Here is a 15238-nt window from a genome sequence, read left to right on the forward strand (position 1 = left end):
GCTGTTCACTCCTTAACTATATGGGTCAATGTCGTTAATATACCTTTATTGTATGGATGTTCAGCAATAGATGGGTATAACTGCTTCGCTTCTGCTGGCGCATTACTTACTAAATACCCGTATTCAACCGCATTGAGCATGTTAATATCATTGCCGCTGTCACCGAATGCGATAGTCTGATTGACTGGAATGCTGAACTTCTTGATCAAATAAGTGACGGACGAGCCAGCTGATATTCTCCGGGAAATACATAGGATTCATAAGCGTGCCTCCTCCATTTGAAATTAGCATAACGGAAACATAGGGTTAACTCAAATGAAATCTTAATAGGAGCATGCTATAATGATGCAATGACCAAAGAGGATAGGAATGATAATATGAAATCTGTTGTATTAGCAGAGAAACCATCTGTCGCCCGGGATATCGCCCGCGTGCTTGGATGTCATCAAAACAAGAACGGCTATATGGAAAACAACCGCTATATTGTGACTTGGGCGCTCGGTCACCTTGTGACGAATGCAGACCCTGAACAATATGATGCTCAGTATAAAGAATGGAAGTTAGATGTGCTGCCGATACTGCCGGAGCATATGAAGACAGTTGTCATCGGTAAGACGCGTAAGCAGTTCAATACCGTGAAGGCACAGATTGAACGCAGTGATGCAGGAGAAGTCATTATTGCGACAGACGCTGGACGTGAAGGAGAGCTCGTTGCCCGGCTCATCCTTGAGAAGTGTAAAGGTAATAAGCCGGTGAAACGTCTGTGGATCAGCTCAGTCACTGACAAGGCGATTAAAGACGGCTTCAATAGACTGAAAGACGGCAGCGCATATCAGGGCTTATATGACGCTGCGCTGGCAAGAAGTGAAGCGGACTGGATTGTCGGTATTAATGCGACGCGTGCGCTGACTACGAAATACGATGCCCAGCTGTCAACCGGGCGTGTGCAGACGCCGACTTTACAGATGGTGAGACTGCGACAGGATGAAATCAATGCCTTCAAGCCGCGGCAATTTTACGGCATGGAGACCGTCATTAAAGGCACGAAGTTCACATGGCAGTCCGGCGGTCAAATATTTGATGAAGCAAAGGTGGACCGTCTGCTGGCGAAGCTGTCAGATGAATCAGCTTCAGTCACTGCTGTCGATACAGTGGAGAAGAAGAAATATCCGGAACTGCTGTATGACTTGACGTCACTGCAGCAGGAAGCTTACAAACGCTATCAATATTCGGCGAAAGAAACGTTGAGCACGATGCAGAATTTATACGAAAGCCATAAACTCGTGACTTACCCGAGAACAGATGCCAACTATTTAACAGAAGACATGGTACCGACATTAAAAGACAGAGTGGCAGCGCTCGGCGGCACGGCGTACCGGCAGACAGTCGTGGAGCTGCTCAAAACGCCGATCAAAGGCAGCAAGCATTTTATTAACGACGCGAAAGTGTCCGACCATCATGCCATTGTGCCGACAGAAGTAAGAGCGAACGTCAATGAGCTGTCGCTGCGTGAGCGTCATATTTATGAGCTGATTGCTGAACGGTTCTTAAGTGTACTGATGAAGCCGTACCGTTATTCTGTTCAGACAGTGACTGTACAAGCAGGCGGCGAAACATTTACCGCAAAACACGAACAGGCGATTGAACTCGGCTTTAAAGCGTTATATGAGACATTGAGCGAAAAAGCAGCCCTGTCATTCCAGCAGGGCGAAGTGATCAATTCCTTGAAGTTAACGAAGACGACCGGCGAAACAGCGCCGCCACCGTATTTCAATGAAGGAACACTGCTGAAAGCGATGGAAAATCCGTCCGCTATTTTTAAGCTGGATAAAGAACAGAAGGCAACTTTAAAAGAAACGGGCGGCATTGGTACAGTGGCGACCCGCGCCGATATTATAGAGAAGCTCTACAACTTGAATGCGATTGAGAACCGTGACGGCAAGCTGCGTGTCACAAATAAAGGAAAGCAGCTCCTGGACCTTGCGCCGGACGCATTGAAGTCACCGGACTTAACCGCCGACTGGGAGCATAAGCTGACACAAATTGAGAAAGGCAAGTACAATAAGCGTCAGTTCATCAATGAGATGCGTGAGTTCACGAAGACATTGATCACAGACATTAAAACAAGCGAAGATAAGTTCAAGCATGACAACTTAACATCAACTGAATGTCCGACTTGCGGCAAGTTCATGCTTGAAATCAAGACGCGTAACGGCAAGATGCTTGTCTGTCAGGATCCGACGTGTAAGACGAAGAAGAATGTCCAGCGTCAGACGAATGCCCGCTGCCCGAACTGCAAGAAGAAGCTCACACTGCACGGCACAGGGAAAAAGGCAATGTACAGCTGCAGCTGCGGTTTCAGAGAGACGCAGGAAGCAATGGATAAACGCTTCAAGTCAAACAAGACAGGCAAAGTATCAAAAAACGAGATGAAGAAATACATGAAGCAGGATGAACCGGTGAACAATCCGTTTGCTGATGCCTTAAAAGGACTGAAACTGTAACTCAGCTGGCTGCTATTTACGAACAAAAACACCTATTAATTTAGAAATGTTCGATTTTTACATTGATTTTTATAGTTCAAAGTAATAAGATATACAAGTGCTTATTAACAGAACGTATAAAAGGAGATTTTATGAAGAACTATTTCAAGTTTGATGAACTGGGTACAAACTATAAACGTGAGATATTGGGCGGACTGACGACTTTTTTATCGATGGCTTATATTCTAGCAGTCAATCCGGCTACTTTATCATTATCTGCAGTTAAAGATATACCTGATTCCATGCGGATGGATGCCGGTGCTGTGTTTGTAGCGACAGCACTTGCTTCTATCGTCGGCTGTCTGTTCATGGGTCTGATTGCGAACTATCCGATTGCACTGGCGCCGGGTATGGGACTGAACGCCTTCTTCGCTTTCACTGTTGTATTGACGCTCGGTATTCCGTGGCAGACGGGCCTGACAGGCGTACTGTTCTCAGGGATTATCTTTGCGCTGCTGACGATGACCGGCCTCAGGGAGACGATTATCAACGCTATCCCGTTTGAACTTAAGATGGCGGTATCATCCGGCATCGGACTCTTTATTACATTTGTCGGGCTGCAAGGTGCCGGTATTATTCAGAATCATGAAGCAACGCTCGTGACGCTCGGAAACTTCCATGACCCGAAAGTTATTCTGGCACTAGCCGGTATTACGCTTACTGTCATCTTGATGGCGAAACGCGTACCGGGAAGCATTTTCATCGGTATGATCATCACAGCGCTGATCGGTATGCTGACAGGTCTTATTGCATCGCCGCATGCGGTAGTCAGCAGTGTGCCAAGTGTAAAACCGACATTCGGTGCTGCTTTCGAAGGGTTAATGGATCCTTCAAAAATTTTGAATATGAAGTTCCTGATTGTCGTGCTGACTTTCTTGTTCATCGATTTCTTCGATACAGCAGGAACATTAGTTGCAGTAGCGACACAGGCAGACTTAGTGAAAGACAACAAGCTGCCAAGAGCGGGACGCGCGTTATTCGCTGACTCATTAGCGACGATTACAGGAGCTATTTTCGGAACGTCTACGACAACGTCTTATATTGAATCTTCTGCCGGTGTTGCAGTAGGTGCCAGAACTGGATTCGCCAGTGTAGTGACAGCAGTATGCTTCTTCCTGGCGCTGTTCTTCTCGCCGCTCATGAGCGTCGTCACTTCAGCAGTCACTGCACCAGCGTTAGTCATTGTCGGTGTACTGATGGTCTCCAACTTAGGGAAAATTGACTGGTCACGCTTTGAAATCGCCGTACCGGCATTTTTGACGATGATCATGATGCCGTTATCTTATTCGATTGCAACAGGTATTGCCTGCGGATTTATCTTCTATCCGATCACAATGATTATGGCAAACCGCCGCAAAGAGATTCATCCCATTATGTATTTCCTGTTTGTCGTTTTCGTGCTGTACTTTATCTTCGTCAAACATTAAAAAAGTTCCGCCACTCTTATGAGCGGCGGAACTTTTTTGGCTGCTGTAAATTAGTATCTTCTATTATAAATGCTGCGTGGATCTGCCCGGTGTGATGAATAGGCAGGATAGCTCAGTACACGGATAACGAAGTACAGCATAAACAGTGCCATAATCCAGTGGCATACCATCCCGATAAACGGAATAAAGGCGATGATATTGAGTATAGCACCGAGCACCGGAATGTACATAAGTTCATTTCTATGGTTATAGCGTCCAGCGACTAAAATAACTGCTATAACAATATAGAGCATAATATTTGTAAAGAGTGGTGCCCAGCCGACAGAAAAAATATAAATACCGCCAAGAGCGGGTATACCAAGAAACGCTTCTTTCAGCAGCATAATCATGCCGAGAACAAGCAGAATTAAACGGATTGAACTTTTCATTAATAGACCTCCAGATTTTCTTCTATTATATACAGACTAATAGTTAAGTTTTCTTGCTGCCCCTATATTATACCATTTTGATTTTATTTTTCTAAATGGTAAGACTTGCAACATTAACCATAACCCTTTAAAATAGAGAAATGTGATTATGAAAAAAATATATAAATTAGTACGGTAAGTCTTGATTTATTATAGAAACTCATGTATCATATCTAATGTTGGACTTTTAAAAGCGATGAAGCGGAAGGTTACTGACACACCCGGCCGCTTTGCCATGGCGATGTGTGAGACAATTTTCGTGGAGAAGTCTATCAAACCAAAATAGACGTTATTAGAGGAGGTAAAATAATGGCAAAACAAAAAATTCGTATTCGTTTGAAAGCTTATGATCACCGCGTGATCGATCAATCAGCTGAGAAGATTGTAGAAACGGCTAAACGTTCAGGTGCTGAAGTATCTGGTCCGATTCCGTTACCAACTGAAAGAACAGTTTATACAATCATCCGTGCCGTGCACAAATACAAAGACTCTCGTGAGCAATTTGAGCAGCGCACACACAAACGTTTAATCGACATTGTTAACCCTACACCGAAAACAGTTGATGCTCTTATGGGCTTAAACTTACCATCAGGCGTAGACATCGAAATCAAATTATAATTTAAAGTAGGAGGTGCGACTTTCGATGACCAAAGGAATCTTAGGAAGAAAAGTGGGAATGACTCAAGTATTCGCTGAAAACGGTGAGTTAATTCCAGTAACTGTAGTAGAAGCAGCACAAAACGTAGTATTACAAAAGAAAACTGAAGAAGTTGATGGTTACTCATCAGTTCAAATCGGTTTTGAAGACAAACAAGCATATAAAAAAGACCGCAAGTCTAATAAACATGCTACTAAGCCAGCTGAAGGCCATGCTAAAAAAGCAGGCACAGCGCCTAAGCGCTTCATTCGTGAATTCAGAAACGTAGATGCTTCTGGGTACGAAGTAGGTCAAGAAGTCACTGTGGATACATTCCAAGCTGGTGACATTGTTGACGTGACAGGAACTTCTAAAGGTAAAGGTTTCCAAGGGGCTATTAAACGCCACGGACAGTCACGTGGACCAATGAGTCACGGTTCTCGTTACCACAGACGCCCAGGTTCAATGGGTATGGCATCTGACGCTTCTAAAGTATTTAAAGGTAAAGCATTACCAGGCCGTATGGGCGGTAATACTGTTACAATGCAAAACTTAGAAATCGTTAAAGTTGATGCAGAAAACAACGTAATCCTTGTTAAAGGTAACGTTCCAGGACCTAAAAAAGGTTTAGTTAAAATCCAGACTTCAATTAAAAAAGGCAATAAATAATTCAGTAATTGCGAAAGGAGGAAACAAACATAATGGCTAATTATGATGTATTAAAAGTAGATGGATCTAAAGCTGGTTCAATCGAATTAAACGACAACGTATTCGGTATCGAACCTAATCAACATGTATTATTCGAAGCAATTAATCTTCAACGTGCTTCATTACGTCAAGGAACTCACTCAGTTAAAAACCGTTCTGCAGTAAGCGGCGGTGGACGTAAACCTTGGAAACAAAAAGGGACAGGCCGTGCGCGTCAAGGTACAATCCGTGCGCCACAATGGCGTGGTGGTGGTATCGTATTCGGACCAACACCAAGAAGCTACTCTTACAAAATGCCTAAGAAGATGCGTCGTTTAGCACTTCGTTCAGCATTGTCAGCTAAAGTGAGAGACAATGAATTCGCAGTACTTGATGCTTTGACTTTCGAAGCACCAAATACTAAAGCATTCAAAGCAATGACGACTACTCTTGAATTACCAAGAAAAGTACTTTTCGTTATCGATGCTGAAGACGTGAATGTATTCTTATCAGCGCGTAACATCCCTGGTGTGACAGTTGTAACTGCTACTGGCTTAAACGTTCTTGATATCGTTCATGCTAACAAAGTAGTGATGACTCAAGCAGCAGTTCAAAAAGTAGAGGAGGTGCTTGGTTAATGGAAGCTCGTGACGTCATTAAGCGCCCCGTAATCACTGAACGTTCATCTGAGGCAATGGCACAAGACAAATACACATTTGATGTAGATACTCGTGCTAACAAAACTCAAGTTAAAATCGCGGTTGAAGAAATCTTCGACGTGAAAGTAGACAAAGTGAACATCATGAACTACAAAGCGAAAAAGAAACGTGTCGGCCGTCATAACGGTTACACAAACAAAAGAAGAAAAGCAATCGTAACATTAAAAGAAGGATCATCAATCGATTTCTTCAGCTAAAATACATTTTCCATTAAGGAGGAAAAACGACAATGGCAATTAAACATTATAAGCCAATTACAAACGGTCGTCGTAATATGACAAGTTCAGATTTCGCTGAAATTACGTCAACGTCACCTGAAAAGTCATTACTTGAGCCCCTTCCGAGAAAAGCGGGTCGTAATAACCAAGGTAAATTGACTGTACGTCACAGAGGTGGCGGTCATAAACGTCAATACCGTGTAATTGATTTCAAACGTAACAAAGATGGTATTCCTGGTAAAGTAGCGACTATCGAGTACGATCCAAACCGTTCTTCTAACATCGCACTGATTCACTACGTAGATGGTGAGAAACGTTACATCATCGCTCCTAAAGGTTTAGTAGTTGGACAGGAAATCAACAACGGACCAGAAGCAGATATTAAAGTAGGTAACGCGTTACCACTTCAAAATATCCCAGTTGGTACAGTTATCCACAACATTGAATTGAAACCAGGCAAAGGCGGACAATTAGTTCGTTCAGCAGGTACTTCAGCGCAAGTACTTGGTAAAGAAGGTAAATACGTATTAGTTCGTTTAAGATCAGGCGAAGTTCGTATGATCTTAGCTACTTGCCGCGCGACTATCGGTCAAGTTGGTAACGAACAGCATGAACTTATCAACATCGGTAAAGCCGGTCGTTCAAGATGGTTAGGCAAACGCCCAACAGTTCGTGGTTCTGTAATGAACCCTAACGATCACCCGCACGGTGGTGGTGAAGGACGTACTTCTATCGGTCGTAAATCACCAATGTCTCCATGGGGTAAACCAACGCTTGGTAAGAAAACTCGTAAAAAGAAAAACCGTTCAAGCAAATTTATCGTTCGTGGACGTAAGAAATAATTATACTAACGTGCAGGCTGCGGCATAAGCCGCAGGCAACTGCATGAAAGAGGGAGGCGCCATAATGGCTCGTAGTCTTAAAAAAGGACCTTTCGTTGACGATCACTTAATGAAAAAAGTTGAGGCAATGGAAGAAAGTGGTAAAAAATCAGTAATCAAAACTTGGTCACGTCGCTCTACAGTATTCCCTAACTTCATCGGTCACACTATCGCCGTATACGATGGACGTAAACACGTACCTGTATATGTCACTGAAGATATGGTCGGCCACAAATTAGGCGAATTCGCACCTACACGTACTTACAAAGGTCACGGTGCAGACGACAAGAAAACAAGACGCTAATTTCATATTTAAGGAGGAGAAACAATGGAAGCAAAAGCGGTTGCAAGAACAATCCGTATCGCACCTCGTAAAGTGAGATTAGTACTTGATCTTATCCGAGGTAAAGAAGTTGGCGAAGCAATTGCCATCTTAAAATTAACAAACAAAGCATCTTCACCTGTAGTTGAAAAACTATTAATGTCAGCATTAGCTAACGCTGAGCATAACTACGACATGAACGTTGATACTTTAGTGGTTAAAGAAGCTTACGCTAACGAAGGTCCGACATTGAAACGTTTCCGTCCACGTGCACAAGGCCGTGCGAGCGCGATCAACAAACGTACAAGTCACATCACTATCGTCGTAGCAGACAAAGAAGTTAAAACTCAACCAGTTCAAACTGAAGAAGCAACTAACTAACATTTCATTAAGGAGGGAATACAGTGGGTCAAAAAATTAATCCTATCGGTCTTCGTGTCGGTATCATCCGTGACTGGGATGCGAAATGGTATGCAGAAAAAGATTTCGCTACTCTATTACACGAAGATTTAAAAATTCGTAAATATATCGCAGAAAACTTAAGAGACGCTTCTGTTTCTCGTGTAGAAATCGAACGTGCAGCTAACCGTGTTAATATCGCTGTCCACACAGGTAAACCTGGTATGGTAATCGGTAAAGGCGGTTCTGAAATCGAAAAATTACGTAACAACTTAAATGCATTAACTGGCAAACGCGTACACATCAACGTGATTGAAATCAAAAAAGTTGATATGGATGCAACGCTAGTAGCGGAAAACATTGCGCGTCAATTAGAAAACCGTGCGTCATTCCGTCGTGCGCAGAAGCAGGCGATTCAACGCGCTATGAAATTGGGCGCTAAAGGTATTAAAACTCAAGTTTCTGGTCGTTTAGGCGGTGCGGATATCGCGCGTGCTGAGCAATATTCAGAAGGAACTGTTCCACTTCATACATTACGTGCTGATATCGATTACGCACATGCTGAAGCAGACACAACTTATGGTAAATTAGGTGTGAAAGTATGGATCTACCGTGGAGAAGTTCTTCCTACTAAGAAGTCTAGTGAAGGAGGAAAATAATAATGTTATTACCTAAACGTGTAAAATACCGTCGTCAACATAGACCGAAAACAACTGGTCGTTCAAAAGGCGGAAATGAAGTAACATTTGGTGAATATGGTTTACAAGCAACAACTACAGCTTGGATCACTTCTCGTCAAATCGAGTCAGCTCGTATTGCGATGACACGTTACATGAAACGTGGCGGGAAAGTATGGATCAAAATCTTCCCACATACGCCATACACTAAAAAACCTTTAGAAGTTCGTATGGGTTCTGGTAAAGGTGCAGTAGAAGGCTGGGTAGCAGTAGTAAAACCTGGACGTATTATGTTCGAAGTAGCGGGTGTTCCTGAAGAGACAGCTCGTGAAGCATTACGTTTAGCATCTCATAAACTTCCTGTCAAAACGAAGTTTGTAAAACGTGAAGAATTGGGTGGTGACACAAATGAAAGCTAAGGAAATTAGAGATTTAACCACTTCTGAAATTGAATCAAAAGTAACAGCGCTTAAAGAGGAACTTTTCAACCTACGCTTTCAGTTAGCTACAGGTCAACTTGAAAATACAGCACGTATTCGTGAAGTTAAGAAATCAATCGCACGAATGAAAACTGTTGTACGTGCAAGAGAAATTGAGCAACAAAAAACTGAACAAAAATAATTGAAAAGAGGAGGACACTCTAGTGAGCGAAAGAAACGACCGTAAAGTTTACACTGGTAAAGTTGTATCTGACAAAATGGATAAAACAATCACAGTGTTAGTTGAAACTTACAAAACACATTCATTATACGGAAAACGTGTAAAGTACTCTAAAAAGTACAAAGCACATGATGAAAACAACACAGCTAAAATGGGCGATATCGTAAGAATTATGGAAACACGTCCTTTATCAGCTACAAAACGCTTCCGTCTAGTTGAAGTTGTAGAAGAATCAGTAATCATTTAATTATCAAGATAAAGGAGGTAACTCAGAATGATCCAACAGGAATCACGCTTGAAAGTGGCAGACAACTCTGGTGCTCGTGAAGTATTAACTATTAAAGTATTAGGCGGATCTGGCCGTAAAACAGCTAACATCGGTGACGTTATTGTATGTACCGTTAAAAATGCTACACCAGGTGGCGTTGTTAAAAAAGGTGACGTTGTTAAAGCTGTAATCGTTCGTACTAAATCTGGTGTACGTCGTACTGACGGTTCTTACATCAAATTCGATGAAAACGCATGTGTTATCATCCGTGACGATAAAGGTCCTCGTGGAACTCGTATCTTCGGACCAGTTGCCCGTGAACTACGTGATGGCAACTTCATGAAAATCGTTTCATTAGCACCTGAAGTATTATAATAATCATAAAATTAGAGGAGGTGTCTACGACATGCATGTAAAAAAAGGCGACAAAGTTATCGTTATCACAGGTAAAGATAAAGGTAAAACAGGAACTGTAATTGAAGCACTTCCTAAAAAAGATCGCGTGATTGTTGAAGGTGTTAACATCATCAAGAAGCACCAGAAACCATCACAAATGAATCCTGAAGGCGGCATCCTTGAAAGAGAAGCTGCAATTCACGTATCAAATGTTATGTTATTAGATCCTAAAACAAACAAACCAACACGTGTCGGCTACAAAGTAGAAGACGGTAAAAAAGTACGTGTGGCTAAAAAGTCTGGAGAAATCATTTAATAATCTTGGAAGGAGGTTCTCACTTTGACTCGTTTAAAAGAAAAGTTTAATACAGAAATTACTCCTGCGTTGATGACTAAGTTCAATTACTCATCAGTCATGGAAGTACCAAGAATCGAAAAAATCGTTGTAAACATGGGTATCGGTGATGCAGTTCAAAACTCTAAAGTTTTAGATGCTGCTGTTGAAGAACTTCAAGCAATCACTGGTCAAAAACCAATGGTTACTAAAGCTAAAAAATCAATCGCGACTTTCCGTTTACGTGAAGGTATGCCTATCGGTGCGAAAGTTACTTTACGCGGCGAAAGAATGTACGAATTCTTTGATAAATTAGTGAATGTTTCATTACCTCGTGTACGTGACTTCCGTGGTATCTCAAACAAAGCGTTTGACGGCCGTGGTAACTACACATTAGGTGTTAAAGAACAATTGATTTTCCCGGAAATCGATTATGATAAAGTAAGTAAAGTACGAGGAATGGATATCGTTATCGTTACAACTGCTAACACTGACGAGGAAGCTCGTGAATTGTTAACACAATTCGGTATGCCATTTCAAAAGTAATCTCTAAAAATAAGGAGGCTAAAAGTTAAATGGCTAAAAAATCTATGATTGTTAAACAACAACGTGATCCAAAGTTCAAAGTTCAAGGTTATACTCGTTGTGAACGTTGTGGACGTCCACACTCAGTAATCCGTAAATTTAAACTTTGCCGTATTTGTTTCCGTGAATTAGCTTATAAAGGTCAGATTCCTGGCGTTAAAAAAGCAAGCTGGTAAAATCAAAGAGTTGAAAGGAGGATATTTTAATGACTATGTCAGATCCAATCGCAGATATGCTGACTCGCGTGCGTAACGCAAACATGGTTCGCCACGAGAAATTAGAAGTACCTGCATCAAACATTAAAAAAGAAATCGCTGAAATCCTGAAAAAAGAAGGTTTCGTGAAAAGCGTAGAATATATCGAAGACGACAAACAAGGTGTTATCCGTATGTTCTTGAAATATGGTGCTAACAACGAGCGTGTTATCACTGGTTTAAAACGTATCTCTAAACCTGGTTTACGTGTATACGCAAAAGCTGATGAGCTTCCAAGAGTATTAAATGGCCTTGGTGTTGCATTAGTTTCTACTTCTGAAGGTGTATTAACTGATAAAGAAGCGCGTCAACGTAACATTGGTGGAGAAGTATTAGCTTACATCTGGTAAGAATTAATAAAGAAGGAGGTGCCGACTCATGAGTCGTGTTGGTAAGAAAGTTATTGACATCCCAACTGGTGTTGAAGTTAAGATCGACGGCAACACTGTTACAGTTAAGGGTCCTAAAGGTGAATTAACAAACACATTTAACGAAGAATTATCATACAAATTAGAAGACAACACTTTAGAAGTTGTTCGTCCATCTGATTCTAAAGCACACAAAACAATCCATGGTACAACTCGTGCGTTAATCGCAAACATGGTTGAAGGTGTTTCTAAAGGTTTCGAAAAGAAACTTGAACTGATCGGTGTAGGTTACCGTGCGCAAATGCAAGGTAAAAACTTAATCCTTAACGTAGGTTACTCTCATCCAGTTGAAATCGTTGCTGAAGACGGTATCACATTATCTGTTGAGAAAAACACAAGCGTTAAAGTTGAAGGTATTTCAAAAGAGCGCGTTGGTGCTGTTGCATCTAACATCCGTGGTACTCGTCCACCAGAACCTTATAAAGGTAAAGGTGTCCGTTACGAAGGCGAATATGTTCGTCGTAAAGAAGGTAAAACTGGTAAGTAATTAACTTGAGAAAGGAGTATTCACATGATCGCTAAAATCGATAAGAACAAAGTCCGTTTAAAAAGACATGCACGTGTACGCAGCAAATTAGCTGGTACAACTGAGCGTCCACGTTTAAACGTCTACCGTTCTAACAAACACATTTATGCACAAGTAATTGACGATGCACAAGGCGTTACAATCGCCCATGCATCTACACAAACTTTAGGTCTTGAAGCTGGTTCAAACATCGAAGCAGCAGCACAAGTAGGCGCAGCAGTAGCAAAAGCAGCAGTTGACAAAGGTGTCACTGCAGTTGTCTTTGACCGCGGAGGATACTTATTCCATGGTCGTGTTAAAGCTCTAGCTGAAGCAGCTCGTGAAAACGGACTTCAATTTTAATAAAAGGAGGGACTCTTAATGCGTCGTGAAAGAGAAGTAAAAGAATTTGAAGAACGCGTTGTTACTATCAACCGTGTCTCTAAAGTAGTTAAGGGTGGACGTCGTATGCGTTTCACTGCACTCGTTGTTGTCGGAGATAAAAACGGTCGCGTAGGTTTCGGTACTGGTAAAGCACAAGAAGTACCAGAAGCTATCAAAAAAGCCATCGAAGATGCGAAGAAAAACTTAATCACTGTTCCTCGTGTGAATGGTACTACACCTCACCTTGTAACAGGTCGTTTCGGTGCTGGTAGCGTATTAATCAAACCAGCTGCACCTGGTACTGGAGTTATCGCCGGTGGTCCAGTGCGTGCCGTATTAGAACTTGCAGGTATCACTGATATCTTATCTAAATCTTTAGGTTCAAACACACCGATCAACATGGTTCGTGCTACTGTTGAAGGATTAAAAGAACTTAAAGTCGCAGAAGACGTTGCTAAATTACGTGGCAAAACAGTCGAAGAACTATTAAATTAAGGAGGGCATACAAATGACTAAATTACAAATCACCCTCACTCGTAGTATCATCGGTCGTCCTGAAACACAACGTAAAACTGTTGCTGCTTTAGGTCTTAAAAAAATGCATCAAACAGTTGAAGTTAATGACAACCCTGCGATTCGTGGGCAAATCGACAAAGTCAGTCACTTAGTGACTGTTAAAGAAGTATAAAATCAATAAGGAGGTGCCGAAATGAAATTACATGAGATGAAACCTGTAGAAGGTGCTCGTAAAGAACGTAACCGTGTAGGTCGTGGTATGGCTTCAGGTAACGGTAAAACAAGTGGCCGTGGTCACGGTGGACAAAACTCAAGATCTGGCGGCGGCGTACGTTTAGGCTTCGAAGGTGGTCAATTACCATTATTCCGTCGTCTACCAAAACGTGGATTTACTAACATCAACCGCAAAGATTATGCTATCGTTAACTTAAGCCAATTAGAGCGTTTCGAAGATGGTACTGAAGTAACACCTGCTTTATTATTAGAAACTGGTGTTGTCAGTAACGAAAAATCAGGAATTAAAATTCTTGGTAACGGAGAACTTTCTAAAAAGCTTACAGTAAAAGCTCATAAATTCTCAGCTTCAGCAATTGAAGCAATCGAAGGTAAGGGCGGAACTCACGAGGTGATCTAATGTTTGATACACTGATCAGTTTCTTGAAAGTTAAAGAAATTCGTAGCAAGATATTGTTTACACTCGCAATGCTGCTTGTCTTTAAAATCGGAACTTACATTCCTGTCCCGGGGGTTAACCCTTCGGCGTTTGAATCGCAAGGTCAAACAGGCGTGGCTGACTTATTCAACACTTTCGGCGGTGGGGCACTGAAGAACTTCTCCATTCTGGCGATGGGCATCATGCCTTATATCACCGCATCGATTGTTGTGCAGCTGCTCCAGATGGATGTAGTGCCTAAGTTCACCGAGTGGTCAAAACAAGGTGAAGTCGGACGAAAGAAATTAAATCAGTTTACACGTTATTTCACTATTGTTCTCGCCTTTATTCAAGGGTTGGGAATGAGTTACAGCTTTAACAATATGCTGGGCGGCCAGTTGATCTCTAATACATCAATCTGGAACTTCCTGTTGATTGCGCTCGTTCTGACAGCCGGCACTGCATTCTTAATGTGGTTAGGTGAACAGATCACGCAGCACGGGGTAGGTAATGGTATTTCAATCATTATCTTTGCGGGGATTTTATCTTCCATCCCGACAGCGCTTGAGCAGTTCTATCAGCAGAGTTTCGTTGGTGCGGCAGATACAACAATGGCTGTACTAAAAGCATTAGGTCTATTAATCGGTATGATCCTGATCACTGCGGGTGCGGTATTCGTCCTGCAGGCAGTTCGTAAAATACCTATTCAATATGCAAAACGTCAAACGGGTAACCGTCTGGCACCTCAAGCAACATTCCTTCCACTGAAAGTGAATGCTGCCGGGGTTATTCCAGTAATCTTCGCTATGGCATTTTTCATGCTGCCGAGAACATTATCATTGTTCTTTCCTAAAGCAGCATGGGCACAAAACCTCGCTAATTATGCGAATCCGGCTCATCCGGTCGGCATGATTTTCTACGTGGCTTTGATTATTGCCTTTGCTTATTTCTATGCGTTTGTCCAGGTCAATCCTGAACAGATGGCTGAGAACTTAAGAAAACAGGGAAGTTACGTACCAGGTATTCGTCCTGGTAAGCAAACACAGAGTTATATCACTAAAGTCCTGTACCGTCTGACATTTGTCGGTGCGCTGTTCCTCGCAGGGATTTCAATACTGCCGCTTCTTGCAACGAGCATGATGAACGTACCCCAGTCACTTCGTGTAGGTGGAACAAGTTTACTGATCGTTATCGGGGTTGCACTGGAAACAATCGCCGCTTTGAAAGCGCAGCTTGGACAACGTGAATATAGAGGATTTAGAAGACGCTAGGAGGAGGG

Annotated in this window: 26 protein-coding genes; 24 read left to right on the forward strand and 2 right to left on the reverse strand. The window is 42.2% G+C overall.

The features are described from left to right. Window positions 1-5: 5 nt before the first annotated feature. Window positions 6-257 (reverse strand): HAD hydrolase family protein, encoded by a 252-nt coding sequence (locus tag ERX35_RS06265; protein ID WP_149459070.1) that lies wholly within the window; start codon window positions 255-257, stop codon window positions 6-8. Between the two features lie 120 nt (window positions 258-377). Here ERX35_RS06265 and ERX35_RS06270 point away from each other — a divergent pair, with 120 nt between their 5' ends. Beyond that, window positions 378-2504 (forward strand): DNA topoisomerase III, encoded by a 2127-nt coding sequence (locus ERX35_RS06270; RefSeq protein WP_149459071.1) that lies wholly within the window; start codon window positions 378-380, stop codon window positions 2502-2504. A gap of 131 nt (window positions 2505-2635) precedes the next feature. Further along, window positions 2636-3970 (forward strand): NCS2 family permease, encoded by a 1335-nt coding sequence (locus ERX35_RS06275; RefSeq protein WP_149459072.1) that lies wholly within the window; start codon window positions 2636-2638, stop codon window positions 3968-3970. Between the two features lie 50 nt (window positions 3971-4020). Here the strand turns inward: ERX35_RS06275 and ERX35_RS06280 are convergent, their stop codons facing one another. Continuing rightward, window positions 4021-4398 (reverse strand): hypothetical protein, encoded by a 378-nt coding sequence (locus tag ERX35_RS06280; protein WP_149459073.1) that lies wholly within the window; start codon window positions 4396-4398, stop codon window positions 4021-4023. Between the two features lie 348 nt (window positions 4399-4746). On the opposite strand from ERX35_RS06280, the gene rpsJ reads away from it, so the two are divergent. The 22 genes from rpsJ (at window position 4747) to secY (ending at window position 15230) form a co-directional block, all read left to right on the forward strand. Next, entirely contained in the window at window positions 4747-5055 is a 309-nt protein-coding gene (gene rpsJ, locus ERX35_RS06285) for a 30S ribosomal protein S10 (protein WP_133443057.1), read from the forward strand. 25 nt (window positions 5056-5080) lie between these two features. Continuing rightward, window positions 5081-5743, forward strand: a complete 663-nt coding sequence (gene rplC / locus ERX35_RS06290) for a 50S ribosomal protein L3 (RefSeq protein WP_149459074.1) — start codon at window positions 5081-5083, stop codon at window positions 5741-5743. A 32-nt stretch (window positions 5744-5775) separates the two neighbouring features. Beyond that, window positions 5776-6399, forward strand: coding sequence for a 50S ribosomal protein L4 (gene rplD, locus ERX35_RS06295; RefSeq protein ID WP_149459075.1), 624 nt, complete (start codon window positions 5776-5778; stop codon window positions 6397-6399). Further along, window positions 6399-6677: a 50S ribosomal protein L23 gene (rplW, locus tag ERX35_RS06300; protein WP_149459076.1), complete on the forward strand. Its 279-nt coding sequence runs from the start codon at window positions 6399-6401 to the stop codon at window positions 6675-6677. The genes rplD and rplW overlap by 1 nt, the downstream gene beginning before the upstream one ends. Window positions 6678-6709: 32 nt before the next feature. Beyond that, complete coding sequence (gene rplB / locus ERX35_RS06305) at window positions 6710-7540, forward strand: 50S ribosomal protein L2 (protein ID WP_149459077.1); 831 nt, start codon at window positions 6710-6712, stop codon at window positions 7538-7540. Between the two features lie 64 nt (window positions 7541-7604). After that, window positions 7605-7883 carry a 30S ribosomal protein S19 gene (gene rpsS, locus ERX35_RS06310; protein WP_133443062.1) on the forward strand — a complete coding sequence of 93 codons (279 nt, stop codon included), beginning with the start codon at window positions 7605-7607 and terminating at the stop codon, window positions 7881-7883. A 24-nt stretch (window positions 7884-7907) separates the two neighbouring features. Next, a complete protein-coding gene (gene rplV, locus ERX35_RS06315) occupies window positions 7908-8282 on the forward strand; it encodes a 50S ribosomal protein L22 (RefSeq protein ID WP_149459078.1) in 375 nt (124 codons plus the stop codon). 23 nt (window positions 8283-8305) lie between these two features. Then, window positions 8306-8959, forward strand: a complete 654-nt coding sequence (gene rpsC / locus ERX35_RS06320) for a 30S ribosomal protein S3 (protein WP_149459079.1) — start codon at window positions 8306-8308, stop codon at window positions 8957-8959. Window positions 8960-8961: 2 nt separating this feature from the next. Further along, window positions 8962-9396 (forward strand): 50S ribosomal protein L16, encoded by a 435-nt coding sequence (rplP, locus tag ERX35_RS06325; RefSeq protein WP_149459080.1) that lies wholly within the window; start codon window positions 8962-8964, stop codon window positions 9394-9396. Beyond that, on the forward strand, window positions 9386-9598 hold the full coding sequence (gene rpmC / locus ERX35_RS06330) for a 50S ribosomal protein L29 (RefSeq protein ID WP_133443065.1): 213 nt from the start codon (window positions 9386-9388) through the stop codon (window positions 9596-9598). Before rplP ends, rpmC begins: the two co-directional genes overlap by 11 nt. 22 nt (window positions 9599-9620) lie before the next feature. Next, window positions 9621-9884: a 30S ribosomal protein S17 gene (rpsQ, locus tag ERX35_RS06335; protein WP_149459081.1), complete on the forward strand. Its 264-nt coding sequence runs from the start codon at window positions 9621-9623 to the stop codon at window positions 9882-9884. A 27-nt stretch (window positions 9885-9911) separates the two neighbouring features. After that, the gene (gene rplN, locus ERX35_RS06340) at window positions 9912-10280 is read left to right on the forward strand and encodes a 50S ribosomal protein L14 (RefSeq protein WP_133451660.1); all 369 of its coding nucleotides are present in this window, start codon (window positions 9912-9914) and stop codon (window positions 10278-10280) included. Between the two features lie 31 nt (window positions 10281-10311). Beyond that, window positions 10312-10617 (forward strand): 50S ribosomal protein L24, encoded by a 306-nt coding sequence (rplX, locus tag ERX35_RS06345; RefSeq protein WP_133443067.1) that lies wholly within the window; start codon window positions 10312-10314, stop codon window positions 10615-10617. Between the two features lie 24 nt (window positions 10618-10641). Beyond that, window positions 10642-11181 (forward strand): 50S ribosomal protein L5, encoded by a 540-nt coding sequence (gene rplE, locus ERX35_RS06350; protein WP_149459082.1) that lies wholly within the window; start codon window positions 10642-10644, stop codon window positions 11179-11181. A gap of 29 nt (window positions 11182-11210) precedes the next feature. After that, window positions 11211-11396, forward strand: coding sequence for a 30S ribosomal protein S14 (gene rpsN / locus ERX35_RS06355; protein ID WP_133443069.1), 186 nt, complete (start codon window positions 11211-11213; stop codon window positions 11394-11396). Between the two features lie 29 nt (window positions 11397-11425). Then, window positions 11426-11824 carry a 30S ribosomal protein S8 gene (gene rpsH / locus ERX35_RS06360; protein WP_149459083.1) on the forward strand — a complete coding sequence of 133 codons (399 nt, stop codon included), beginning with the start codon at window positions 11426-11428 and terminating at the stop codon, window positions 11822-11824. Window positions 11825-11852: 28 nt separating this feature from the next. Then, window positions 11853-12389 carry a 50S ribosomal protein L6 gene (gene rplF, locus ERX35_RS06365; RefSeq protein ID WP_149459084.1) on the forward strand — a complete coding sequence of 179 codons (537 nt, stop codon included), beginning with the start codon at window positions 11853-11855 and terminating at the stop codon, window positions 12387-12389. A 24-nt stretch (window positions 12390-12413) separates the two neighbouring features. After that, on the forward strand, window positions 12414-12770 hold the full coding sequence (rplR, locus tag ERX35_RS06370) for a 50S ribosomal protein L18 (RefSeq protein ID WP_149459085.1): 357 nt from the start codon (window positions 12414-12416) through the stop codon (window positions 12768-12770). An 18-nt stretch (window positions 12771-12788) separates the two neighbouring features. Further along, window positions 12789-13286, forward strand: coding sequence for a 30S ribosomal protein S5 (rpsE, locus tag ERX35_RS06375; protein WP_149459086.1), 498 nt, complete (start codon window positions 12789-12791; stop codon window positions 13284-13286). Window positions 13287-13299: 13 nt separating this feature from the next. After that, a complete protein-coding gene (gene rpmD, locus ERX35_RS06380; protein WP_149459087.1) occupies window positions 13300-13479 on the forward strand; it encodes a 50S ribosomal protein L30 in 180 nt (59 codons plus the stop codon). A gap of 21 nt (window positions 13480-13500) precedes the next feature. Continuing rightward, entirely contained in the window at window positions 13501-13941 is a 441-nt protein-coding gene (gene rplO, locus ERX35_RS06385; protein ID WP_149459088.1) for a 50S ribosomal protein L15, read from the forward strand. After that, entirely contained in the window at window positions 13941-15230 is a 1290-nt protein-coding gene (secY, locus tag ERX35_RS06390; RefSeq protein WP_149459089.1) for a preprotein translocase subunit SecY, read from the forward strand. The genes rplO and secY overlap by 1 nt, the downstream gene beginning before the upstream one ends. Window positions 15231-15238: the final 8 nt, after the last annotated feature.

This window comes from Macrococcus equipercicus, from assembly GCF_004359525.2.
GTDB lineage: Bacteria > Bacillota > Bacilli > Staphylococcales > Staphylococcaceae > Macrococcus > Macrococcus equipercicus.